Source organism: Xylophilus sp. GW821-FHT01B05, from assembly GCA_038961845.1.
Taxonomy (GTDB): domain Bacteria; phylum Pseudomonadota; class Gammaproteobacteria; order Burkholderiales; family Burkholderiaceae_C; genus Xylophilus.
In genome coordinates this window covers 2,463,424-2,487,421 of record CP152408.1, presented here as the reverse complement: position 1 = coordinate 2,487,421, position 23,998 = coordinate 2,463,424, and the positions used below count along the sequence as shown (strand labels likewise).

Annotated in this window: 23 protein-coding genes; 7 read left to right on the top strand and 16 right to left on the bottom strand. The window is 66.2% G+C overall.

Going from position 1 to position 23,998, the window contains the following annotated elements:
* Positions 1-79: 79 nt before the first annotated feature.
* Together pabB and hrpA are read right to left on the bottom strand one after the other, a co-directional pair.
* A complete protein-coding gene (gene pabB / locus AAFF27_11620) occupies positions 80-1,813 on the bottom strand; it encodes an aminodeoxychorismate synthase component I (protein XAH25792.1) in 1,734 nt (577 codons plus the stop codon).
* Positions 1,813-5,796 carry an ATP-dependent RNA helicase HrpA gene (gene hrpA / locus AAFF27_11615; GenBank protein ID XAH25791.1) on the bottom strand — a complete coding sequence of 1,328 codons (3,984 nt, stop codon included), beginning with the start codon at positions 5,794-5,796 and terminating at the stop codon, positions 1,813-1,815. Before hrpA ends, pabB begins: the two co-directional genes overlap by 1 nt.
* Positions 5,797-5,857: 61 nt before the next feature.
* Here hrpA and AAFF27_11610 point away from each other — a divergent pair, with 61 nt between their 5' ends.
* The 5 genes from AAFF27_11610 to AAFF27_11590 are packed head-to-tail and all read left to right on the top strand — an operon-like array spanning position 5,858 to position 9,571.
* The gene (locus AAFF27_11610) at positions 5,858-6,133 is read left to right on the top strand and encodes a DUF6364 family protein (protein ID XAH25790.1); all 276 of its coding nucleotides are present in this window, start codon (positions 5,858-5,860) and stop codon (positions 6,131-6,133) included.
* Complete coding sequence (locus tag AAFF27_11605) at positions 6,130-6,555, top strand: PIN domain-containing protein (GenBank protein XAH25789.1); 426 nt, start codon at positions 6,130-6,132, stop codon at positions 6,553-6,555. The genes AAFF27_11610 and AAFF27_11605 overlap by 4 nt, the downstream gene beginning before the upstream one ends.
* A 3-nt stretch (positions 6,556-6,558) precedes the next feature.
* A complete protein-coding gene (argA, locus tag AAFF27_11600) occupies positions 6,559-7,911 on the top strand; it encodes an amino-acid N-acetyltransferase (GenBank protein XAH25788.1) in 1,353 nt (450 codons plus the stop codon).
* A gap of 3 nt (positions 7,912-7,914) precedes the next feature.
* Entirely contained in the window at positions 7,915-8,880 is a 966-nt protein-coding gene (locus AAFF27_11595; protein ID XAH25787.1) for a rhodanese-related sulfurtransferase, read from the top strand.
* Between the two features lie 40 nt (positions 8,881-8,920).
* Complete coding sequence (locus tag AAFF27_11590; GenBank protein XAH25786.1) at positions 8,921-9,571, top strand: glutathione S-transferase; 651 nt, start codon at positions 8,921-8,923, stop codon at positions 9,569-9,571.
* Here AAFF27_11590 and AAFF27_11585 read toward each other — a convergent pair.
* The 9 genes from AAFF27_11585 to AAFF27_11545 all read right to left on the bottom strand — a co-directional run bounded on the left by AAFF27_11585 (position 9,537) and on the right by AAFF27_11545 (position 17,466).
* Positions 9,537-10,397, bottom strand: coding sequence for a hypothetical protein (locus AAFF27_11585; protein ID XAH25785.1), 861 nt, complete (start codon positions 10,395-10,397; stop codon positions 9,537-9,539). The two genes, AAFF27_11590 and AAFF27_11585, sit on opposite strands and share 35 nt — an antisense overlap.
* 495 nt (positions 10,398-10,892) lie before the next feature.
* Complete coding sequence (locus AAFF27_11580; protein XAH26220.1) at positions 10,893-11,399, bottom strand: disulfide bond formation protein B; 507 nt, start codon at positions 11,397-11,399, stop codon at positions 10,893-10,895.
* Between the two features lie 66 nt (positions 11,400-11,465).
* On the bottom strand, positions 11,466-12,572 hold the full coding sequence (locus tag AAFF27_11575; protein XAH25784.1) for a sulfate ABC transporter ATP-binding protein: 1,107 nt from the start codon (positions 12,570-12,572) through the stop codon (positions 11,466-11,468).
* Positions 12,573-12,584: 12 nt separating this feature from the next.
* Positions 12,585-13,499 carry a sulfate ABC transporter permease subunit CysW gene (gene cysW / locus AAFF27_11570; GenBank protein ID XAH25783.1) on the bottom strand — a complete coding sequence of 305 codons (915 nt, stop codon included), beginning with the start codon at positions 13,497-13,499 and terminating at the stop codon, positions 12,585-12,587.
* Entirely contained in the window at positions 13,496-14,374 is an 879-nt protein-coding gene (gene cysT / locus AAFF27_11565; GenBank protein XAH25782.1) for a sulfate ABC transporter permease subunit CysT, read from the bottom strand. The genes cysW and cysT overlap by 4 nt, the downstream gene beginning before the upstream one ends.
* A complete protein-coding gene (locus tag AAFF27_11560; protein ID XAH25781.1) occupies positions 14,375-15,370 on the bottom strand; it encodes a sulfate ABC transporter substrate-binding protein in 996 nt (331 codons plus the stop codon).
* Positions 15,367-15,981, bottom strand: a complete 615-nt coding sequence (locus tag AAFF27_11555) for an alpha/beta hydrolase (protein ID XAH26219.1) — start codon at positions 15,979-15,981, stop codon at positions 15,367-15,369. The genes AAFF27_11560 and AAFF27_11555 overlap by 4 nt, the downstream gene beginning before the upstream one ends.
* A gap of 59 nt (positions 15,982-16,040) precedes the next feature.
* Complete coding sequence (locus AAFF27_11550) at positions 16,041-16,682, bottom strand: peroxiredoxin (protein XAH25780.1); 642 nt, start codon at positions 16,680-16,682, stop codon at positions 16,041-16,043.
* A gap of 232 nt (positions 16,683-16,914) precedes the next feature.
* A complete protein-coding gene (locus AAFF27_11545; protein XAH25779.1) occupies positions 16,915-17,466 on the bottom strand; it encodes an NAD(P)H-dependent oxidoreductase in 552 nt (183 codons plus the stop codon).
* Between the two features lie 138 nt (positions 17,467-17,604).
* Here AAFF27_11545 and AAFF27_11540 point away from each other — a divergent pair, with 138 nt between their 5' ends.
* Both AAFF27_11540 and AAFF27_11535 read left to right on the top strand, forming a co-directional pair.
* On the top strand, positions 17,605-18,459 hold the full coding sequence (locus tag AAFF27_11540; GenBank protein ID XAH25778.1) for a GyrI-like domain-containing protein: 855 nt from the start codon (positions 17,605-17,607) through the stop codon (positions 18,457-18,459).
* A gap of 26 nt (positions 18,460-18,485) precedes the next feature.
* Entirely contained in the window at positions 18,486-19,487 is a 1,002-nt protein-coding gene (locus AAFF27_11535; GenBank protein ID XAH25777.1) for a dienelactone hydrolase, read from the top strand.
* 25 nt (positions 19,488-19,512) lie between these two features.
* Here AAFF27_11535 and AAFF27_11530 read toward each other — a convergent pair whose 3' ends face one another.
* Genes AAFF27_11530 through AAFF27_11510 form a run of 5 tightly spaced genes read right to left on the bottom strand, consistent with a single transcriptional unit; the run spans position 19,513 to position 23,982 of the window.
* The gene (locus AAFF27_11530; protein XAH25776.1) at positions 19,513-20,268 is read right to left on the bottom strand and encodes an ABC transporter permease; all 756 of its coding nucleotides are present in this window, start codon (positions 20,266-20,268) and stop codon (positions 19,513-19,515) included.
* Positions 20,258-21,505: an ABC transporter substrate-binding protein gene (locus tag AAFF27_11525; protein XAH25775.1), complete on the bottom strand. Its 1,248-nt coding sequence runs from the start codon at positions 21,503-21,505 to the stop codon at positions 20,258-20,260. Before AAFF27_11525 ends, AAFF27_11530 begins: the two co-directional genes overlap by 11 nt.
* Positions 21,502-22,323 carry an ABC transporter ATP-binding protein gene (locus tag AAFF27_11520; protein ID XAH25774.1) on the bottom strand — a complete coding sequence of 274 codons (822 nt, stop codon included), beginning with the start codon at positions 22,321-22,323 and terminating at the stop codon, positions 21,502-21,504. Before AAFF27_11520 ends, AAFF27_11525 begins: the two co-directional genes overlap by 4 nt.
* Positions 22,320-23,411 (bottom strand): acyl-CoA dehydrogenase family protein, encoded by a 1,092-nt coding sequence (locus tag AAFF27_11515; protein ID XAH25773.1) that lies wholly within the window; start codon positions 23,409-23,411, stop codon positions 22,320-22,322. Before AAFF27_11515 ends, AAFF27_11520 begins: the two co-directional genes overlap by 4 nt.
* A complete protein-coding gene (locus tag AAFF27_11510; GenBank protein ID XAH25772.1) occupies positions 23,401-23,982 on the bottom strand; it encodes a carboxymuconolactone decarboxylase family protein in 582 nt (193 codons plus the stop codon). Before AAFF27_11510 ends, AAFF27_11515 begins: the two co-directional genes overlap by 11 nt.
* Positions 23,983-23,998: the final 16 nt, after the last annotated feature.

Below are 23,998 nucleotides of genomic sequence, written 5' to 3'. Positions count from 1 at the left end.
TAGCCTAACGTTGCGTCGGTGGACCGGCATTGGGGCCGGCCCTGAAACCCTGGTGCGCGCGTCACCTGCGCGACCTGCGTCAAGCCACCAATCGAGCCGGCAACCAGCCGCGCAGGCTGTTGAAGAAAGCCAGGCCCTCGGCGCGCTGCAGGTCGCCCCGGGTCAGGCGGGTTTCCGTGATGCGGCCGCTGCGCAGCCAGTGCGCGCGGCCTATGCCGGGCAGCAGGCCGGCGCCCAGGGGCGGTGTCAGCCAGTGCCCGTCCAGGCACACGGCGACGTTGCCACGGGTGAACTCGGTCAGTTCGCCCTCGGCATTCCAGAGCAACACATCGAACACCTCGGCACCCGTGGGCGTGAACTGGTCGTAGTGCGCGCGCCAGGTGGTCTTGAAGCGCACAAAGTCAGGGTGGCCGGGCTGCAGCGCTGCACCGGCCAAACGCACGTTCACGGGCACGGCAGACTCTTCCATGTGAAAGGCCTGCGCCTCGACCTGGCCCGCCGCCGTCAGCAGCAGGCGCACGCGCCACAGGCCTTCTGCATGCGCCGTTGCCAAGGCCTGCGCAGCCGCCCGCACTTCAGCGGCGCGCTCGGGAAAGCCGAAGTGCCGGGCCGCATCGGCCATGCGCGCCAGGTGCTCGTCCAGCGCGGGCCAGCGGCCGTCTTGCAGGCGCAGGGTTTCCAGCAGATCGAAAGGCGCCTGGGCGCGCTGCAAGAAAGCGCGCTTGTTGCGCCACTCTTGCCATTCGCCATCCGCCTGGGCGTCTATGGTCACGCCGCTGCCGATGCCGCAGGTGGCGCTGCCGTTGCGGACTTCGACGGTGCGGATCGCCACGCTGAAGGTGGCGTCGCCGCCCGGGCGCAGCACGCCGATGGCGCCGCAGTACACGCCGCGCGGGCCGGGCTCGAGCGAGCGGATCAGCTCGGTCGCACGCACCTTGGGCACGCCAATGACCGAGCCGCAAGGAAAGATCGCGCCAAACAATTGCGCCAGCGTGGTGCCCGGCCGCAGCGTGGCCGTTACGTCGGATGTCATTTGCCAAACCGTGGGCCAGGCACGGGTCTCGAACAGCGCCGGCACCCGCACCGAGAACGGCTGCGCCACGCGCGACAAATCGTTGCGCAGCAGGTCAACAATCATCAGGTTCTCTGCGCGCTCCTTCTCTGACGTGCGCAGGTGCCGGGCCTGGGCCGCGTCGTCCTCTGGCGTGGCGCCGCGCGGCGCGGTGCCCTTCATGGGGCGTGCCAGCACCTGCTGGCCCCGGCGGTCAAAGAACAGCTCGGGCGAGACCGACAGCACCTGCTCGGTGCCGGTGTCGATAAAGGCGGCATAGCTGCCGGGCTGGGCGCGGTGCAGCGCATGGAACAGCGCCAGCGGGTCGCCCGCAAAGCGGCTGTAGAGGCGCGAGGTCAGGTTGATCTGGTAGCTCTCGCCGTCCACGATGGCCTGGTGGATGCGCGCAATGCGGGCATCGAAATCTTCGCGTTCCAGCGAGTCTTGCCAGTCCATCGGCTCCCAAGTGCCGGCATGCGGCTGCTCGGGCCAAGGGGCTGCGGTATCAAAGACGGCGAACCAGGCCAGCGGCCCTTCGGCCGGGTGCACGGCAAAGGCGGCATCAAAGGCGGGCGCCGCCTCGTAGCGCAGAAAGCCTATGCACCAGGCGCCTGCGGCGGCGGCGCCTTCGGCCGCGTCCAGCACACCGCGCACCTCGGCCAGCGTGTCGGCGCGCAGCACCTGCCGGCAGTCGCTGAAAGCCAGGCGCAGTGGCGGCTCGCCGGCGTGGCTGCCAACAAAGTCTATGAAGGCGCTTGGCATCAGCTGTTCAGCAAGGCCCAGGCCTTGTCCAGCCGCTTGACGCTGACCGGCTGCGGCGTGCGCAGCTCTTGCGCGAAGAAGCTCACGCGCAGTTCCTCCAGCAGCCAGCGCAGCTCTTGCATGCGCGCATCGACCTGGCCTTTGCGCTCTGCCGCCAGGCGCCAGTAGCGCTGCTCTTGCGGGCGCAGCTCGGCCAGGCGCTGGGCGTCGCGCGCCGGGTCGGCGCGCAGCTTGTCCAGGCGCAGCGTGATCGCCTTCAGGTAGCGCACCATGTGCTGCAGCTGCGGCCAGGGCGTGGCGGCCAGGAAGTTCTTGGGTACCAGGCGCTGCAATTGTTGCTGGGCGTCGGCCACGGCGTCGGGCTGGATCTTGGTGTCCTTGATCTTGCGGGCGGCGGTGGCGTATTCGGCCAGCACGCCGGCGGCCAGGCGCGCAACTTCATTGGCGATGAGCGTCAGGCGGCCTCGGCCTTCGTCCATGCGCTTTTTGAAGTCTGCGGCGTTGGTGGGCAGCGGGTCGAGCAGGAAGGCGCGGTCCAGTGCCACATCGAGGATCTGCGCACGCAACTCTTCCTGCGTGCCCAGCGGCATGTAGGCGACGGCCATCTTCTGCAGATCGGGCACGTTCTTTTCCAGGTACTTGAGCGCGTCCTTGATCTGCAGAGAAAACAGGCGGCGCAGGCCGGCGCGGTGGCGCGCGGCGGCCATCTCGGGCTCGTCGAAGACTTCGATGCGCACGGCGTCTTGTGCGTCTATCAGCGCCGGGAAACCGACCAGGGTCTGGCCGCCCTTGCGGATTTCCATCAGCTCGGGCAGCTCGCCGAAAGTCCAGGCGGTGTAGCGCTGCTCGGCCGGCGCGGCGGGTGGCGCTGCAGCCTTTGCTGCATTTTTTATAGCTACTTGCCCAGGTGGGACCTGGGCTAGAGGCATATTCGGCTCAGATTTTGATTCCGCCACGCGCAAGCCCGCCAGCGCCTGGAAGGCGCCGCGCGCCTTGGTGCCCAGCTCGGCCTTGAGCGCGGCCAGGCTGCGGCCGGCGCCCAGTTGGCGGGCATGCTCGTCCACCACGCGCAGGTGCATAAACAGGTGCGGGCTGACCATGTCGGGCTTGAAGTCAGCGCGCTTGACGTCGAGCTGGGTGATCTCGCGCACCACCTTCAGCAGCGCATCGACCAGCGCGCCGTGGCCAAAGACTTCAGGTGCGCTCAATTGCTCGGTGATGCGCGTGGCGCTCTCGGGCAGCGGCACCAGGCGCGCGCGCGGCTTCTGCGGCAGGCTCTTGAGCAGGGCCTGCACCTTGTCGCGCAGCATGCCGGGCACCAGCCAGTCGCAGCGGTCTTCGCTGACCTGGTTGAGCACAAACAGCGGCACGGCTACCGACAAGCCATCCTTGGCATCGCCCGGCGCATGCAGGTAAGTGGCGCTGCAATCAACGCCGCCCAGGCGCAGGCTGCGCGGGAAGGCATTGCCGGTGATGCCGGCGGCCTCGTGGCGCATCAGCTCGTCGCGGCTGAGCAGCAGCAGATCAGGCTTCTCGCGCGAGGCCTGGCGGAACCATTGCTCAAAGCCGTGGCCGTTGAAGACATCGGCGGGCAACTGCTGGTCGTAGAAGGCGTAGATCAGCTCGTCGTCCACCAGCACGTCCTGGCGGCGCGCCTTGTGCTCCAGCTCTTCCACCTGGCGAATCAGCTTGCGGTTGGCAGCGAGGAAGGGCAGCTTGGTCTCCCACTCGGTGCCGACCAGCGCCTCGCGGATGAAGATTTCACGCGCATAGGCCATGTCGACCCGGCCATAGACCATGCGCCGGCCGCTGTAGACCACCAGGCCATAGAGCGTGGCACGCTCGAAGGCGACGACCTCGGCCGAGCGCTTTTCCCAATGCGGGTCCAGCAACTGCTTTTTCAGCAGGTGCGCCCCCACCTCTTCCAGCCAGGTCGGCTCGATGTTGGCAATGCCACGGCCATACAGGCGCGAGGTCTCGACCAGCTCGGCCGCGACGATCCAGCGCCCGGGCTTCTTGGACAAATGCGCGCCCGGGTGGCGGTAGAACTTGATGCCACGCGCGCCCACGTACACGTCTTCGTCCTCGGGCTTCCAGCCGATGTTGCCGAGCAGGCCGGCCAGCATGGCCTTGTGCAGATCCTCGTAGCTGGCGGGCTGGCGGTTGAAGACCCACTTCTGCTCGTTCACCACGGTAAGCAACTGGCTGTGGATGTCGCGCCATTCACGCACCCGGCGCACGTTGACAAAGTTCTGCCGCAGCAGTTGCTCGTACTGGCGGTTGCTGATGCGGTGCGTGGCCGGGGCCGCCGGCTGCAGGATGACGGGCGGCGGCGCCATGCGCTGCGCTATCGGCAGCACGGCGGCGCTGGCGCGCTTTTGCGGTGCGCCGCTGGCCACGGCCATCTCGCGCCGGGTGGCGGGCGCATGGCCGCCGCGCGCGTCGTCCAGCCATTTCCACAACTTGAGGTAGCCGCTGAACTCGCTCTTGTCGTCGTCGAACTTGGCGTGCGCCTGGTCGGCCTGGGTCTGCAGCTCCATGGGGCGGTCGCGCACGTCCTGCACGCTGAGGGCGCTGGCGATCACCAGCACCTCTTCCAACGCGCCGCGATCGCGCGCCTCCAGAATCATGCGGCCAATGCGCGGGTCCAGCGGCAAGCGCGACAGCTGGCGGCCGACCTCGGTCAGCTCATTGGCCTCGTCCACCGCGCCCAGCTCGCCCAGCAACTGGTAGCCATCGGCGATGGCGCGGCCCGAAGGCGCTTCCAGAAACGGAAAGCGCGCCACGTCGCCCAGGTGCAGCGACTTCATGCGCAAGATCACACCCGCGAGCGAGCTGCGCAAAATCTCCGGATCGGTGAAGCGCGGCCGGCCAGTGAAATCCTTCTCGTCATAAAGCCGGATGCAGATGCCATCGGCCACGCGCCCGCAACGGCCGGCGCGCTGGTTGGCCGCGGCCTGGCTGATCGGCTCGACCAGCAGTTGCTCTACCTTGCTTCGAAAGCTGTAGCGCTTGACGCGGGCCGTGCCCGCATCCACCACATAGCGAATGCCCGGCACGGTAAGCGAGGTCTCGGCCACGTTGGTGGCCAGCACAATGCGCCGGCCGGTGTGGCCGTCGAAGATGCGGTCTTGCTCGGCCTGCGACAGCCGCGCAAACAGCGGCAGCACCTCGGCGCTGCGCATGACCGGCTGGTGCGACAAGTGCTTGCGCAGGTGGTCGGCGGCCTCGCGGATCTCGCGCTCGCCGGGCAAAAAGACCAGGATGTCGCCCGACTGGCGCGGGTCCTGCCACAACTCGTCGACCGCGTCGGCAATGGCCTCGTCCAGGCCATAGTCGCGCGACTCCTCGAAGGGGCGGTAGCGCTGCTCCACCGGGAAGGTGCGGCCCGACACATAGATGATTGGCGCCGGCCCGTTCTTGGAGGCGAAGTGCTGCGCAAACCGGTCCGCATCGATGGTGGCCGAGGTGACCACGATCTTCAGATCCGGCCGGCGCGGCAGGATCTCGCGCAAGTAGCCCAGCAAGAAGTCGATGTTGAGGCTGCGCTCGTGTGCCTCGTCAATGATGATGGTGTCGTAGGCCTTCAGCAGCGGATCGGTCTGGGTCTCGGCCAGCAGAATGCCGTCTGTCATGAGCTTGACCGAGGCGTCCTTGGACAATCGGTCCTGGAAGCGCACCTTGAAGCCCACGACATCGCCCAGCGGCGTCTTCAGCTCCTCGGCAATGCGCTTGGCCACAGAGCTGGCCGCAATCCGCCGCGGCTGCGTATGCCCGATCAACCGCCCCTGCCCCGGCGGCTTGCCCAGCTTGCCCCGCCCCATCTGCAGCGCGATCTTGGGCAACTGCGTGGTCTTGCCAGAGCCGGTCTCGCCACAGACGATCACCACCTGATGCGCCTCCATGGCGGCGCGGATTTCGTCCCGGCGGGCGGATACGGGAAGGGATTCGGGGAATTCAATGAGAAGGGTCACGGGCGCCATTATCTCACCACACGTAAACACGTGCTACACTTGAATTCGTGCCAACCTTGCAGGTGCCGCCATGACCAATCTGACCATCACCCTTGACGACGCCATCGTGAAGAAGGCCCGCGTGCGCGCCATCCACGAGGGCACCTCCGTCAGCGCCAAGGTGCGTGACTTCCTGGCCGACTATGCCCAAGGCGGCAACCGGCAGTTGGCTGCGGGGCAGGCCTTTATTGCCGCGGCACGCCGCAGCAAGGCCAACAGCGAAGGCGCCCGCTGGAGCCGAGACGACGCCTACGACCGCCCCTATCCCGCGCCAGATGCCACGGGTGTATCTGGCAAAGGCCCATGAGCTGCTTCTTCGACACCAACATCCTGGTCTACACCGTCGATGCGAGTGACCCCGAGCGGCAAGAGAAAGCCATCGACCGCTTCTCCCGCTCCATCACCGAAGGCAGTGTTGTCATCAGCACCCAGGTGCTGCAAGAGTTCTACAACATCACCACGCGCAAGCTGCGCCCGCCTTTAAGCGAGCGCGAGGCGCAACAGCAGGTCAGCAACCTGTGCGCACTAGAGGTGGTGGGCAGCAGTTCGCACAGCATCCTCTCTGCCATGGAGCTGGCGCGCGAACACCGCCTGCAATGGTGGGACGCCCTGATTCTTGAAGCCGCCCTGCGTGCCCACGCGGATATCCTCTACTCCGAGGACGGACAACATGGCCGCCGCTTTGGCAGCCTTACCGTGATCAACCCTTTTCTTGACGCCCCAGCCTGACCCATGTCCGCCGTCTTCAATTTCACCTTCGTCCCCTGGTTTCGCTCGGTCGCGCCCTATATCCACCTGCACCGCGGCAAGACCTTTGTCGTGGCCATCGCGGGGGAAGCCATTGCCGCCGGCAAGCTGCAGACCATTGCCCAGGACATCGCGCTGATCCAGAGCATGGGCGTGAAGATCGTGCTGGTGCACGGCTTCCGGCCGCAGGTCAACGAGCAGTTGCTCGCCAAGGGCCATGAGCCCAAGTACTCGCACGGCATCCGCATCACCGACAGCGTGGCGCTTGATTGCGCACAAGAGGCCGCCGGCCAGTTGCGCTACGAGATCGAAGCCGCCTTCAGCCAAGGCCTGCCCAACACGCCCATGGCGGGCTCCACGGTGCGCATCATCTCGGGCAACTTCCTGACCGCACGGCCCGTGGGCATCGTCGACGGCGTGGACTTCAAGCACTCGGGCCTGGTGCGCAAGGTGGACACGGCCGGCATCCTGCGCTCGCTGGATTTCGGCGCCATGGTGCTGCTTTCGCCGTTTGGCTTCTCCCCCACCGGCGAAGCCTTCAACCTGACCATGGAAGAGGTCGCCACCAGCGTCGCCCTTGAGCTGCAGGCCGACAAGCTGATCTTCCTGACCGAAGTACCCGGCATCCGCCTGCGCCCCACCGAGCCCGAAGGCGAGAACGACGACAACCCGATCGACACCGAAATGCCCCTGGCCACGGCCGAGCGGCTGCTGGCCGAACTGCCCGCGCCGCTGCTGCCGACCGACCCCGGCTTCTATCTGCAGCACTGCGTCACGGCCTGCAAGGGCGGCGTGGAACGCAGCCACATCCTGCCCTTTGCGGTGGATGGCGCGCTGCTGCTGGAGGTGTATGTGCATGACGGCATCGGCACCATGGTCATCGACGAAAAGCTCGAAGAACTGCGCGAGGCCACCGCCGACGACGTGGGCGGCATCCTGCAACTGATCGAGCCCTTCGAGAAGGACGGCACCCTGGTCAAGCGCAGCCGCACCGAGATCGAGCGCGACGCCGACCACTACTCCATCGTCGAGCACGACGGCGTGATATTTGCCTGCGCCGCGCTCTACCCCTATGCCGAGGCCCGCACCGGCGAAATGGCCGCCCTCACCGTCTCGCCACAAAGCCAGGGCCAAGGCGATGGCGAAAAGATCCTGCGCCGCGTCGAGCAGCGCGCTCGCGCCATGGGCCTCAGCAGCATCTTTGTGCTCACCACGCGCACCATGCACTGGTTCTTGAAGCGCGGCTTCCAACCGGTCGATCCAGACTGGCTACCCGAGGCGCGCAAGCGCAAGTACAACTGGGACCGCAAGAGCCAGGTGCTGGTCAAGAAACTGTAAGTCATGCAGCAGCCCTTCCTGACCGCAGCGCTCTACAAGTTCGTGGCGCTGCCCGACTACGCCGCGCTGCAGGCGCCGTTGCTGGCCTGCTGCGAGGCGCAAGGCGTCAAGGGCACGCTGCTGCTGGCAGAAGAAGGCATCAACGGCACCATCGCCGGCCCGCCAGCGGGCGTGCAGGCCGTGCTGGCCTGGCTGCGCAGCGACCCGCGCCTGGCCGACCTGCAGCACAAGGAAGCCAGCGCACAGCTCATGCCCTTCTACCGCATGAAGGTGCGGCTCAAGCGCGAGATCGTGACCCTGGGCGTACCCGGCCTGAACCCGGCCGAGCATGCGGGCACCTACGTCAAGCCACAAAACTGGAACGCGCTGATTGAGCAGCCGGGCGTGGTGCTGGTCGATGTGCGCAACGACTACGAAGTGGCCATTGGCAGCTTCGAGGGCGCGGTCGATCCCCTGACCAAAAGCTTTTCAGAACTGCCTGCCTGGGTCGCGCGTGAATCGCAGCCTGGTGGCGTGCTGGCTGGTGATGGCGCCACCAAGCCGCGCGTGGCCATGTTCTGCACTGGCGGCATCCGTTGCGAGAAATCCACCGCCTACCTGCGCACCCAGGGTTTCGACGAGGTCTACCACCTGGAAGGCGGCATCCTCAAGTACCTGGAGACGGTGCCCGAAGACCAAAGCCGCTGGCATGGCGACTGCTTTGTGTTCGATGAGCGGGTGTCGGTAGGCCACGGCCTGGCGCCGGGCCACCACGAGCTATGCCGCTCCTGCCGCTGGCCGCTGGGCGCAGCGGAGCTGGCCTCGCCGCTGTTCCAGCGCGGCATCAGTTGCCCCTATTGCCACGGCACGCGCAGTGAAGAAGAAATGCAAGGCTTGGCCGAGCGCCAAAAGCAGGTCGAGCTGGCACGGCAGCGGGCCCAGGCGCATATCGGCGCACGCATGCCCGGCAAGCCAGACCCCGATGGCTGAGCTGCCGGTGCTGTATTCGTTTCGGCGCTGCCCCTACGCCATGCGCGCCCGGCTGGCCATCGCCATCAGCGGCCAAGCCTGTGAGTTGCGTGAAGTGGTGTTGCGCAACAAGCCACAGCAGTTGCGCGACGCATCGCCCAAGGCCACGGTGCCGGTGCTGGTGGATACCGACGGCACAGTGCTAGAGCAAAGCCTGGACATCATGTACTGGGCCTTGCAGCGCCATGACCCGGAAGGCTGGCTGGCCCACGATGCACAGGCATTGATTGCCGAGTGCGACGGGCCTTTCAAGTACCACTTGGACCGCTACAAATACCCGGAGCGCTATCCGGGCGCCGATGCCCTGGAACACCGCTGCGCTGGTGCGCAGTTTGTGCTGCGGCTCGACACACAACTGGCCAGGACACCGCAACTCTGTGGCCCGCTAACGAGCCTCGCGGATATGGCCATTGCGCCATTCGTGCGGCAGTTTGCCTTGACCGATGCCGCCTGGTTCAGCACTGAGCCGTGGCCACATGTGCGCGGCTGGCTGGAGGCCTGGTGGTCATCGGCATTGTTCGCATCCGTGATGCAGAAATACCCGCCATGGCAGCTAGGCGACGCACCAATGCTATTTGGTGGTGATGCGCCAAGCTTGCCATCCGGGCAAGCGAAACTCAGCGTGGCGCAGCCTGTTCAGCCACTGCGCTGAGCTGGTCCAGCAAGGGCCACAGATCCGGCTGCTGCGCTTCCTGCTCGGGCGTGCTGCGCAGCAAACCCGTGATCGTGCCGGCCTTGTCTATCAGGCGTTTGGTATACAGCGCACCGGCCGTGCTGCTACTCTGCCCCGACTGCCAATCGCCCTCACCATCATTGACGCTGTAGCGAAAGAAGTAGGCCTTGTCGAGCGCATTGGAGGCAGTGAGCTTGACGCACAGCACCCAACCCGCTGCGCTACCGAGCACTTGCTGCTCACAGCCAAAACGCCCATCGCGCGTCGAGATCAGGCCATTGCCGTTTGCCGTGCTGCTCCCGGTGAACTGCAGGTCCACAACTTCGCTGGTCCAGTTATTACTAGCGGCCGTGCCGGTGGTCATGATCCAAGCGCCCCTGAGGCCAGAAGCATCAGCGGGATAGCCGAAGTTGAAGCGCGAGATGGCGACCTCCGACTCGCCCGGGAAGGTGATGAAGCCGTTGGCTCCATCGACAAAGCGGATCGTCATCTGGCCTGCATTGCCCTTCACCACGCCCGAACGAGGGCCGCTGCCGAAGTAACGGCCGCCTTCGTAGTGAAACAGGTCCGTGCTGAGCCGATTGTTGGCGAGCGTACCCGTGGCTTGGTAGAAGGTCGGCTTGCCGCTGCTGTCATAGGCGTACATGGTCAATGCCAGTACGCCGTTCTGCACATCCACGGTCATGCCGCGGCCGGGCTGGCCATTGAGTTCAGCAGGAATGGCCCAGGTACCAGCCTGTGGCACGAAAGCATGGGCAACGCCCGCAACAAACACCGCCGCAGCGGCAACCAATTTCTTAAGCACGACTAACGCCCCCTCAAAGGTACGAATGGATCTTTGGCTTGCATACCCGCAGAAGCACTGTCGTGCCCTGCATGCTCGGACTTTGTGATGTTTTGCGCGGATTGGACGTATGCCAAATGAGGTACACCGGCCCGCTTGCGTGAAGCCTGTTGATTCCCACCCGACTGGCCATGCCTCCCAGCAACCAGCACGAAGGTGATGCGTTGCCATGCATCACAACCCGCAATTGTAACCAAATACAAATTAATGTAAACATCTTGCATCAAAAATTCCACGCAAGACGTGGCCGCGTGCAGATGCGTTGACTGGCGGGCTGCAGCGTGGAGCCACCGAACCGCGTCATTGATGCGGAGGGAAGGAAGAAGCCGGGGCAAGCCAGTTGGCCTTGGCCTGCCTGAATGGGTGCTTTCGCAATCTTGCGGGAAGCACCGCGAGACACCGCCGTGATCGGTGGGCTCGCTTTGACGGGGCTAGCCTTGCGCTGCCCCGCTGCCGTTACGCGCGGCGAAAACTGCGTGCCAGCAAGACCAGCAGCGCCAGGCCCAGCACGACAAAGGCCACGAATGCCCAGTTGGCGATGGAGCCGCCCAGGAAGGTCCAGTCAATCGCCGTGCAGTCGCCGCTGCCCTTGAAGATCATGGGGATCGCGCGCTTGAGCGGGAAGGTCTCGATCATTCCGTAGAAGTCGCGGCTGCAGGAGGCGAACTCCGGCGGGTACCACTGCAGAAAGCTCTGCCGCGCTGCGGTAAAGGCGCCAAAGCCTGCTGCCAGCACAGCCAGCAAGGCCAGGACCCGGCGGCCGCCACGGCCACGCAGCATGGCCGCAATCGCCGCAAAAACCGCCACCAGGATCAGCGCATAGCGCTGCACGATGCACATAGGGCAAGGCTCCAGCCCCACCACGTGCTGCAGGTAGAGGCCAAAAGCCAGCATGGCCACACAAACCACGCTGATGGCGGCCAGCACCCGGCGCGGGTGCGTGTCAAACAAGGTCCACAAGATCGAATCTCCCAAAGAGTGTGCAATTGTCACGTTCTTTGGGTGGACTTGCGGGCAATGGTTCCCTGCTCAATCGACAAACACGCGCGCGCGCCGCGGCGTCAGCACCACGGTCTCGCCCTCGCGCAGGCCCAGGGCACGGAACTGCTCGGCCGGGATCTGGGCCTCGATCAGCGTGTCCTTGCCATCGCCCACCGCCGCCTTGGGTTCGACGGCCACCAGCTCCAACCGGGCGGTAGGGCCGACCACGATGGCGCGCTCCAGCACAGCGACGATGCCGCGTGCATGGCCGTCTGCGTCTTTCTCGGCACCGGGCGTATAGCGCTGCACATCGAGATCATGCGGGCGCACATAGGCGTAGGCTTTTGCGTCCTGCGCGCCAGCGTGCTCGGGCGCATCCAGCCGGATGCCTTCGACGTGCACCTGGCCTTGGTCGGCGCGGCCATGGAACAGGTTGACGTCGCCCAGAAAACCGTAGACGAAGGGGCTGGCCGGATGGTCCCAGACCTCTTGCGGCGAGCCGCTTTGCTCGACGCGGCCGCTGTTCATCAGCACCACGCGGTCGGCCACCTCCAGCGCTTCTTCCTGGTCGTGGGTGACGAAGATGCTGGTCACGTGCAATTCATCATGCAGCCGGCGCAGCCAGCGGCGCAGTTCCTTGCGCACCTTGGCGTCGAGCGCGCCAAAAGGCTCGTCCAGCAGCAGTACCTTGGGCTCTACCGCCAACGCACGCGCCAGGGCGATGCGCTGGCGCTGGCCGCCGGAGAGCTGCGACGGATAGCGGTCGGCCAGCCAGTCGAGCTGCACCAGGCTGAGCAGCGAGTGCACCTTCTCCTTGATCTGCGCCTCGCTCGGGCGCAGGCTGCGCGGCTTCACGCGCAGGCCGAAGGCCACGTTCTCGAACACGGTCATGTGGCGAAACAGCGCGTAGTGCTGAAACACAAAGCCCACCTGCCGGTCGCGCACATGCACGTCGGTGGTGTCTGCGCCGGCAAACAGGATGCTGCCGGCGTCGGCCGTCTCCAGGCCCGCGATGATGCGCAGCAACGTGGTCTTGCCACAGCCCGAAGGGCCCAACAGCGCGATGAGTTCGCCAGAATCGATGTCCAGGCTCACGTCGCGCAGCGCGTGGAAGTTGCCGAACTGCTTGCTGACGTTGCGGATTTCAATGCTCATGTTCTTCCTTGTTCAGACCAGGGCGCCGGCCTGCGGCCGCTCGGGCGGCAGCTCGGCGATCGCCTTGCGCTCTTGCTCGCTGCGCCACTCCACCACGGACTTGATCAGCAGCGTGACCAACGCCAGCAGCGCCAACAACGAGGCCACGGCAAAGGCCGCCACCGACTGGTACTCGTTGTAGAGAATTTCCACATGCAGCGGAATGGTGTTGGTCTGGCCGCGGATATGGCCCGACACCACCGACACCGCACCAAACTCACCCATGGCGCGCGCATTGCACAGGATCACGCCATAGATCAGGCCCCACTTGATGTTGGGCAAGGTCACATACCAGAAGGTCTGCCAGCCCGAGGCGCCCAGCACCGTGGAGGCCTGTTCTTCGTCATTGCCCTGCGCCTGCATCAGCGGGATCAGCTCGCGCGCGATGAAGGGAAAGGTGACGAAGACCGTGGCCAGCACAATGCCCGGCACCGCGAAGATGACCTTGATGTTGTGGTCCGACAGCCAGTTGCCAAACCAGCCGTGCGAACCAAACACCAGCACATACATCAGGCCCGCGACCACCGGCGACACCGAGAACGGCAGATCGATCAGCGTGGTGAGAAAGGCCTTGCCACGAAACTCGTACTTGGCAATGGCCCAGGCCGCAGCCACGCCAAACACCAGGTTCAGCGGCACCGCGATGGCCGCCGTCAGCAGCGTGAGCTTGATCGCCGCCCAGGCATCAGGCTCGAACAGGCCATCAAAGTAAGGGCCAAAGCCCTTGCGCAGACCTTCGGTGAAGACCGCCGCCAGCGGCAGCACCAGGAACAGCACCAGGAACACCAGCGCGATGCCGATCAGGGTACGGCGCACCCAGGGCGACTCGGTGGTGCCCGCGCGCACGCGGCTCAGGTTGGTGGCCGTGTTGTTGGATGCGCCGCTCATGCTGGCATCCCCGCGCGGCGGCGCTGCCAGGCCTGCAGGCCATTGATGACCAGCAGCAACAGGAAGGAGATCACCAGCATCACCACGGCGACCGCCGTGGCGCCCGCGTAGTCGTACTGCTCCAGCTTGCCGATGATGATCAGCGGTGTAATTTCAGAAATCATGGGCATGTTGCCGGCGATGAAAATGACCGAACCGTATTCACCAATCGCCCGCGCAAAGGCCATGGCAAAGCCGGTGAGCAAGGCCGGCGCGATGGACGGCAGGATCACCTTGGTGAAGGTCTGCAGGCGCGTGGCGCCCAGGCAGGTGGCGGCCTCTTCCAGCTCCTTTTCGGTGTCTTCCAGCACGGGCTGCACGGTGCGCACCACAAAGGGCAAGCCAATGAAGATCAGCGCAATCACCACGCCTGCAGGCGTGAAGGCGAGCTTGATGCCCATGGGCTCGAGGTACTGGCCGACCCAGCCGTTGCCGGCCAGCAAAGCCGTCAGCGAGATGCCGGCGACCGCCGTGGGCAGGGCGAACGGCAAGTCCACCAGCGCATCGACAATCTTCTTGCCCGGGAACTTGTAGCGCACCAGCACCCAGGCCAGCAGCAGGCCGAACACCAGGTTGACCAGCGCCGCCAGCAGCGATGCGCCAAAGGTCAACCGGTACGAGGCCAGGACGCGCGGCGAACTCACCGCGGCCCAGAACTGCTCGCCCGTCAGGCTGAAGCTGCGCAGCACCAGCGCCGACAGAGGCACCAGCACGATCACGCTCAGCCAGAACAGCGTATAGCCCAGCGTCAGGCCAAAGCCGGGCAGCACGCGCTTGGCGCTGCGACGGCCAGAGCGCTGCACCGCCGCAGGCGGTGCGATGGTGGAGGCCGACATTTAGCGGCCGACGGTGTAGAGCTTGTCGAACTGGCCGCCGTCGTTGAAGTGCACCTTCTGCGCTTCACCCAGGCTGCCAAACAGTTCCTGCACCGTGAACAGCTGCAGCGGCTTGAACACGTCGGCGTGCTTCTTCAGCACCGCCGCCGAACGCGGGCGCAGCGCATGCTTGGCGGCAATCTCTTGTGCCTCATCCGAGTACAGCCAGTCCAGGTAGGCCTTGGCCAGTTCGCCCGTGCCCTTCTTGGCCACCGTGCGCTCAATAACCGCCACCGGGTTCTCGGCCACGATGCTGATCGACGGGTAGACCGCATCCACCTTGCCGTCGCCGAACTCGCGGTTGATCGACACCACTTCGGATTCGAAGGTGATCAGCACGTCGCCCACGTTGCGCTGCAGGAAGGTGGTGGTCGCGTCGCGGCCGCCCTTGCCCAGCACCGGCACGTTCTTGTAGAGCTTGCCGACGAACTCTGCGGCCTGCGCGTCGCTGCCGCCCTTCTTCTTCACGTAGCCCCAGGCGGCCAGGTAGGCGTAGCGGCCATTGCCACCAGTCTTGGGGTTGACCACCACCACCTGGATGCCGGGCTTGATCAGGTCGTCCCAGTCCTTGATGTTCTTGGGGTTGCCGTTGCGGGTCAGGAACAGCATGGTCGAGGTGGTGGGCGATGCGTTGTCGGGGAAACGCTTGGTCCAGTCCTTGGCGACCACGCCGCGCTCGGCCAGGAAGTCGATATCGGTGGAGGTGTTCATGGTCACCACGTCCGCGTCCAGGCCGTCGGCCACGGCGCGCGCCTGGGCGCTGGAGCCGCCATGCGACTGGTCGATCTTCACGTCCTTGCCGGTGGTCTTCTTGTACTGGGCAATGAACGCCGCGTTGTAGTCCTTGTAGAACTCACGGGCCACGTCGTAGGAGGCGTTGAGCAGGGTCTGGGCAGAGGCCAGGCCGCTGGCGGCCAGCGCGGCGGCAGCAAGCGCGATCTTGAGTCGGGAGTTCATGCGGATTCCGTTGCGAAGGTGGAAGAAGAAAAAGGGGTGGATGTTACGGGTGTAACGCTCAGCGACAAAGCACCCGTAAGCGACTGCAGCAGCGCCAATCCCAACGGCCAGTCGCCATGGCCGGATTCGACGTTGATGTGGCCGGCCTCCTGCAGGCGCACGAACTCGCTGCCCCACGAGCGCGCATAGGCACCGGCCAGGCGGATCGGGCAGTACGGGTCATTGCTGCTGGCCACCACGATGCTGCGGTAAGGCAGGCGGGCATGCGGCACCGGCGCGAAGTCGCTCAGCACGGCGCGGCGCTCCGGGTCGGCCGGGGCCACCAGCAAGGCGCCGCAGATGCGCTCCTGCGCCTGCGGGCCCAGATGGCTGACTGCTATGCATCCCAGGCTGTGCGCGGCCACCACCACTGGCCCGGGGGCCTCTTGGACGGTGCGCTCCAGCGCGGCCACCCAGGCCTTGCGGCTGGGCGTGACCCAGTCGTCTTGCTCGACGCGGTGGGCATCGGTCAAGTGCGTGGCCCACAGGCTCTGCCAGTGGCCTTCGCCAGAGCCGCGCCAGCCCGGCACGATGACGATGGTGGGCTGTGCGGCGCCGCTGCGCGGGGCCATGGAAGGCGCGGCGCTGCCAGTACCAGTCTGCGGCTCGGCCGCGGATGCCGCTGTGCTGCTCACTTGTTCGGCTGGGGCGTCAGGCGCAGGTAGGGCTTGACGGTCTTGTAGCCCTTGGGGAAGCGCTGGGCGATCTCCGCCGGGTCTTGCAGGCTGGGCAGGATCACCACGTCGTCGCCGTCCGTCCAGTCGGCCGGCGTGGCGACCTTGTGGCTGTCGGTGAGCTGCAGCGAATCGATCACGCGCAGCAGCTCGTCAAAGTTGCGGCCAGTGCTGGCCGGGTAGGTCAGCGTGGCGCGCACCTTCTTGTTCGGGTCGATGAAGAACACGCTGCGCACCGTGGCCGTGGCAGATGCGTTGGGGTGGATCAGGTCGTACAGCTCGGACACCTTGCGATCGGCATCGGCCAGGATCGGGAAGGTGACCGTGGTGTTCTGCGTCTCGTTGATGTCGCTGATCCACTCTTTGTGCTTGCCGACCGGGTCCACGCTGATCGCGATCGGCTTCACGCCACGCTTGGCAAACTCGCCCGACAACGCGGCCGTGCGGCCCAACTCGGTGGTGCACACCGGCGTGAAATCGGCCGGATGGGAGAACAGCACCACCCAGGAATTGCCAGCCCACTCATGGAACTGGATCGTGCCAAGGGAAGATTCTTGCGTGAAATCGGGGGCGGTATCGCCCAGTCGAAGGGTGGCCATCTGCGCTCCTTTGGGATGAATGGAGCGATTGTGGGGAGCGGCCCCTAATAAGAGAACAAATTAATTCTTCTTTCCTTATCGCATTTTTCGCATATGCGCGTGCGGTGATCGCGCGTTTGGAGCGGCGTGGCCGTCACAGCAGAAAACTACTAAATTGATAGCTAATAGCCCAGGCAGCGCCTGGGCTAACGGCATATTTCATCAAAATCCTCAAACCCGTGCGCGGTCGGCCTCAGCCCTGATGGCGCTTGACCCAGGCCACGTACTGGTCCACCCAGGTCTGCAGAAACTTCTTGCTGCCTTCGCCGATATGGCCCTGCCCGTCGAACAGGCCTTCTTTGTTCTGGATAAAGGCCTCTGGCTGGCCCAGCGTGGGCACGTCGAGGTAGGCCAGCACATTGCGCAGGTGCTGTTGCGCCAGTGCAGTGCCGATGGCACCGACCGACACACCCAGCACCCCGGCAGGCTTGCCGGCCCAGGCGTTCTGGCCGTAGGGGCGCGAGGCATGGTCGATCGCGTTCTTGAGCACGCCCGGGATGGAGCGGTTGTATTCCGGCGTGACAAAGAGCAGGCCCTGGGCCGCCTTGACCTCCCCGCGCAGACGGATCACCGCCGCTGCCGGGCTGCCGTCGTCGTCCTGGTTGTAGAGCGGCAGATCGTCTATGCGCAGGTGCTCGAAGGTGAAACCGGCCGGAAACAGCGGCTCCAGCGCACGCGCCAACTGGCGGTTGAGCGAATCCTTGCGAAGGCTGCCGACGACGACTGCAATGCGGTACTGGCTCATGCGGGCTCCAGGAAAAATGGCGGGGCGCCATTATGCGAAGCACCGCATGCCGGCACCATTACAAGATGCATGCGCGAAGCCTGCACATTGCGCAAAGTCGGCTAAGCAGTGCAGGCGCGCCAGCGGCACACTGGCGCCATGAAAGCCCGCCGTGCCGACCAGAACTACCGCGAGCGCGTAGCGCGCGTCGTGGCGGCCATCGTGGCCGACCCGATGGCCGAGCACCGCCTGGAAGACCTCGCGCGCCTGGCGCATTTCTCGCCCTTCCACTTCCATCGCGTCTACAGCAGCATCGCGGGCGAGACCGTGGCTGCCACGGTGCGCCGCGTGCGGCTGGCGCTGGCCACGCGCTTGCTGACGCAGGGCGGCCAGAGCATCACGCAGGTGGGACTGGCGGTGGGCTATGAAAGCCCGCAGGCGTTCACGCGCGCCTTTGGCCAGTTCACCGGGCAGTCGCCGCGCGAGTTCCAGTTGCAGATGCGCGAGGCGAGTCTCGACGTCGGCCCTGCGCTACAGGACAAGGATGCCGGCACACCGTCGCCCGTGCGGATCGTAGAACGCCCCGCACAGCCGGTGCATGCGCTGCTCCATCGCGGGCCCTTCACCACCATCCCTCACACCCACCGGCGGCTGCGTGCGCATATCGGTGCACGGGCCATATCGGACTGGTTTGGCATCTCTTGCGGCGATCCGGAGGTACGGACCGAATTCAGGTACTACGCCGCAGTGGCATCGCCCGACGCCTGGCCCGCGGATGATGCGGAGATCGAGACGCTCGACATCCCCGGCGGCCTCTACGCCGTGCACTGCCTTGCCGGCCCCTACACCCGCATCAACGCCGCCGTGCAGGCGCTCTACACACACTGGCTGCCCGGCAGCGGCTACGAGCCGGACGACCGGCCCACGCTGGAGCACTACCTGAACTCGCCACGCCAGGTCGCGCCGGCCGCACTGCGCACCGATCTGCTGATTCCCATTCGCCCAGCCAGTTGACGCCCCACCTTTGCTCAGGATCTGACATGCCCTTCCTTCGCCTGCTCTTACTCACGGCCCTTGGTCTCTTGGCGACACTCGCCCAGGCCGCCGGCTTCAGCACCATCGAGGTACCGGCCGACGCGCAAGGGCCGGCGCTGCACGGCGCCGTATGGACGCCCTGCGGCACGCCTGACGGCCAGATCAAGCTCGGCCGCGCTGTCATTCCCGGCGTACAGGGTTGCCCGGTCGCAGGCGCGCAGTTGCCATTGATCGTGCTGTCGCATGGATATGGCGGCTCCTTCCTCGGTCATCACGACACGGCCGAAGCGCTGGCCAATGCGGGCTTTGTGGTCGCCGCCATTGGCCACTCGAACGACAACCACCTGATCCGGGGTGGCCCGAACGACAGAGTCCTGGCGCTCGCCACGCGGACCACCGACATCAAGCGCCTGATCGACTACATGCTCCAGCAGTGGCCGGCACGCACTGCCTTGGCGGCAGACAGGATCGGCTTCTTTGGTTTTTCAAGGGGCGGCTACACGGGCCTGGTGCTGGCCGGTGCCCAGCCGGATTTCGAACGGCTCCCTCCCCTGCCAGGGTCCCCCTGCGCGTCGGCGCCAGAAAGCCCGGCCTGCGGCCAGATGCGGCAGAGCTTCCGCGAACTGCTCGCAGCGCCCCTGGCGCATGACGCGCGCATCAGGGCGGCCGTGATCGCCGACCCGCTCAGCATGGTCTTTGATGCCGAGGGGCTGAAGAACGTCACCATTCCAATCCAGCTCTGGGCCTCGGAGCAAGGCGGCGACGGTGTACTGCCCAAGCATGTGGATGCCGTGCGGCGCGGCCTCCCATCACCGCCCGACTACCGGGTACAGCCCGGCTCCGCGCACTTCGCCTTCCTTGCCCCCTGCTCTGCAGCGCAGACTGCGGCAGTGCCCGACATCTGCAAGGACGCGCCAGGCTTCGACCGTGCTGCCTTCCACGACAAGCTGAACGCCGAGGTGCTTGCCTTTCTACGGGCGCAGCTTGTGCAGACGCCCAGACCTTGAAGCCCCTGCGCGAACGCCAAAAGCCCTACGCGTGCAGCCAGCGCGCATGCAACCAACGCGCCAAATGGTCGAGCAGGTAGCCCAGTGCACCGATCAGCACGATCACGGCCATGAGCTCTGAATAGGCCAGGCGATCCCGCGTGTCCAGGATGAAGTAGCCCAGGCCCGCGGAAACGCCCAGCATCTCGGCCGGCACCAGCACGATCCAGATGATGCCGATGGCCAGCCGCACGCCGGTCAGGATGTGCGCCGTGATGCCCGGCAGAATCACCCGCAACACCAGCTCGCGCCGCGTTGCCGACAGGCTGCGCGCCAGCAGCAGCCAATTGGCATCGAGCTGCGCCACCCCTGCGGCGGTGTTCAGCAGGATCGGCCAGACTGCGGCGAACGCCAGCAGGAAGTACACCGGCGCATCGCCCACGCCCAGCACCATCACGGCAATCGGCATCCACGACAGCGGCGAGATCATGCGCAGGAACTGAAACACCGGCGTGGTGGCCTGCGCAAAGCGGCGCCACACCCCGGTGAGGATTCCCAGCGGCACGCCAAAGGCAAAAGCCAGCAGCAAGCCGACCGCCACACGCTGCAGGCTCAGCAGGGTGTGGTACCAGATGTCGGGCCCGGTAACCAGCCGCCACAGCGCCTCCAGCGACGGCAGCGGCGCGAACGCCGCGGCCACCGGCGTGCGCTGCACCAGCAGCGTCGCGCCCGCGGACCACAGCAGCAGCACCAGTGCAATGCCACCCAGCGGCAGCAGGATGCGCCTCACCTCAGGCCACAATGGTTTCGCGCCGCGTGTAGTCGGCCGGCACACCGAACACCTGCGGGCCACCCACGCTCGCGATGGCCTTGCGCACAAAGCGGTCGTCTACCAGATCGCGCGCCACGAACTTCGGATCCAGCGCGTTCAGGAAGGTGGTGTCGCCCTCGACCTTCGTGGCCTTGATGGCGCGCACCAACTCTTCGGTGTAGGACGCGTAGGGGTAAGGCTGGAAGTCGATGCGGTGCTGCGACCACCCCTTGTTGCGTACCACACCGCTGGCCTCGTAGTCGGCATAGTCAGTCGCGGCCAGCACCTTGGCCAGCGTGCGCTGCGGGTGCGGCATGTACTTGTGCTCGCCCGCACTCGACAGCAGCGTAGCGGTTTCCAGCCGGTTGCCGCGCGTCCACAATTGCGCCTTCACGATGGCGCTGGTGACGCGTTGCGCCCATTCGGGTTTGTCGACCACGTCGCGCTCGGCCAGGAAGGTGACGCAGCAGGCATGGTCGCGCCATACGTCGCCGGAGAAGCGCAGGACCTTGCCCACCCCGGCGATCTCGGCCGCTGCGTTGAACGGATCGGCCACGATGAAGCCCGCGATCGACTTGCCCGCCAGCGCCGACACCATCTCGGCGGGCGGCAGCACCACCAGGTTGACCTCCTTCGGACCGATCGCGTTGCCGCGCGCGCGGGTCACGGCGGTCAGCCCCTCCTTGCGCAGCAGATCCTGCAGCAGGATGTTGTGGATCGAATACCAGAACGGGATGGCCACCGTGCGCCCGCCCAGGTCCGCGACCGTCTGCACCTCAGGCAACACCGTCAGGGCCGAGCCGTTGAGGTGGTTCCAGGCCACGATCTTGGCCGGAAATTTCGAGCCGTAGCGCACCCACAAGGTGGCAGGCGAGAGCAGGTGCACCACGTTGACCTGGCCAGAGACAAAGGCCTCGACGATCTGCGCCCAGGAGCGGAACAGCCGCGGCGCCTCTGCCTTCAGGCCCTCCTTCTCGAACAGTCCGCGGCCATGCGCCACCAGCAGCGGCGTGGCGTCGGTGATGGGCAGGTAGCCGATCTTCACGGGCTGATCATCGCCCTTAAAAGCCTGCGCGCGCGCATCACCGGCCGCCAGCAACGGCGCGGCCACGCCCGCACCGACCAGTGCCGAGAGCCGCAGCATGTCGCGCCGTGTCAGGCCGCAGTCGCAGGACGAGGAGGCGCAGACATGCGTGGGGAACGCGTGACCGGGTATGAGGTTCTTCATGCGGTGAGCCTTTCAGGATTGCGGGAAGAGGCAAGCTGCCGCGCGCCGTTCAGCGCAGCCAGAATGTCCAGCCGTAACGCGGTGACGGCGACCGGGTCAGCCTCACGCGGGCGGCCAATATCGACGCGCCATTCGCGCACAATGCGCGCGGGCTGTCCGGACACGGTGCCCATCAGGAGAATGCGGTCGCCCACGGCAATCGCCTCGTCAATGTCGTGCGTGACCAGCAGCGTGGCGGTCTGCCAGCGATGCACCAGCGCTACCAGCAGCTCCTGCATCTCGGTGCGCGTGATGGCGTCCAGCGCAGAGAACGGTTCGTCGGCCAGCAGCAGCAAGGGCTCGCGCGCCAGGGCACGGGCCAAAGCCACGCGCTGTGCCATGCCGCCTGAGAGTTGCCGTGGATACAGGCCGCCCTGCCCCGCCAGCCCTACCGCCGCCAGCGCCTCGTCCACGCGGCGGCGCAGCTCCGCGCGCCCAACCGGGGGCTGGCTGGCGAAGTCCAGCCCAAAGCCCGCGTTGCGTGCGGTATCAAGCCAGGGCAGCAAGCTGGGCTGCTGGAACACCAGCGCCGCACGCGGGTGTGGTGCCCGCAGCGGTTGGTCCATGAAATGCACCTCGCCCGTAGTGTGTGCACCGCCGGGATCTTCCAGACGGCCCAGCACACGCAGCAGGGTGGATTTGCCGCAACCGCTGCCACCGAGCAGGCAGACTATCTCGCGCGGCGCGACCTGCAGCGACACGCCGGCGAACACCGGCGAGCGTGCGTTGTAGCCAAAGCTCAGATCGCGCGCCTGCAATACAGGCAAGGTGCTGCTCATACCACCGCGGCCTGAAAGGCCTGGGCCTGCTTTGCCAATGCCCCCTGCAGTTGCATGACACTGGGCGTCACGATGGGAATGAAAGCGGCCTCGCGCCAGCGCCGCGCGAAGGTCAGCGACTGGTCCCGGTGGTAGGCACGGCCACCGCCTGCTTGCAGCTCCAGCAGCAAAGCCTGTTGCACGATGTCCGCCAGCGCCAGACGCAGACGAAAGAGCGCGGCGGGCTGGGCCACAAAGCGGCCGCCGTCGCGGCTGTCCGCCAGCCCTTCGCGCAACGAGGCCGTTGCAGCGTCCAGCGCCGCCCGCTGGGTGCTTACCGGCGCCTCAAGCACCTCGCGCCCCGCGCCGCCAGTACGCTGCGCGGTCGCAAGCGCCGACCGCGCCAGCCCGATTGACAGCGCGCACTGCAAACCAAGGAAGGCTGGCCTCACGCGCGGCAGGAAGAAGTTTGCGTCCTCGTGAATCAGGTCTGCCGGCTCCAGCAACAGGCTGTCGATGCGCAGCGATGCGGTGTTGCTGCCGCGCAGGGCGATCAGGTCAAGGTCGTCGCTGCGCGTGAGCCCACTGCGCCCCGATACCAATGCGGCTACCACGGGCTTGGCAGTTCCCGGCGCGGCCACCGCAGCCGCCGCAATGAAGCCATCCGGCCGCAGGTTGGTACACCAGGGAACGCTGCCCTGCAAGTGCCAGCCCTGCGCCACCGACTGGGCCGTAATGCCCAGCGTCTCAATGCCGCCCAGGTACTTCATGGCATTGGACAAGCCGGTGGCGCCCGCCTGCGTGCCGGCGAGCAGCAGCGGCAGCCAGCGCTCGCGTAGCGCCGTGTTGGGCGACTGCAGCAAATACTCGATGAAGGCTCGTTGCCCCCAGAACGTGAACGCTGCCGCGAGCGACTCGCCCGCAACAGCCGCTATGGCCTCGACCCCGTCCCATACGTCACCGCCCTGCCCGCCCCACTCACGCGGCACGCCCAGGCCAAACAGGCCTGCGGCAGCCAGGCGTGGCACGACCTCCGGCGCCAGCGCGTTGTCCGCATCCAGCGATTCGGCACTGGACGCGAGCCAGGCGCGGTCAGCCTCAGCCAGCATGCGCCACCCCGTCCTGCGCAAGGTTCTGCGGAAGGTAGGGCTGCAACTGCGGGTTCACCGGGCTTTGTGCAAGGCTGTTGGCGAAGTTGCACAGTGTGGCCAGGCTGATGCCAAGCACCACTTCCAGCGCCTGCTGCTCTGAAAAGCCCGCAAGGCGGAAGGCCACCAGCGCCGCATCGTCCACCGCGCCACGCCGGGCAATGACGGCCTCGGCAAACTCGCGCACGGCATCCAGCCGCGCATCGCCGGTCGGCTGACCGTGCTGCAGTGCCGCGACCGACGCCGTAGATAGTTTGCCCTGCTTGAGCGCCACCGCCGTATGGCCCGCCACGCAAAAGTCGCAGCCGTGGATACGGGCGGCGGTGATCTGCACCACTTCGCGCTCGGGCAGCGGCAGCTCGCCGCGCGCGTTGATCTGCGCAACCGTGAGGTAGGTTTCCAGCGCCTGCGGTGAACTGGCGAGGACGCCGATCAGGTTCGGCAGGAAGCCGTTGTTAGCTTGCGCGCGCTGCACAAAGGCGCGGCTCGCTTCAGGCGCGGTGGCTTCGGTGTGTAGGGTCAGGCGTGCCATTGAGGCTTCTCCGGTG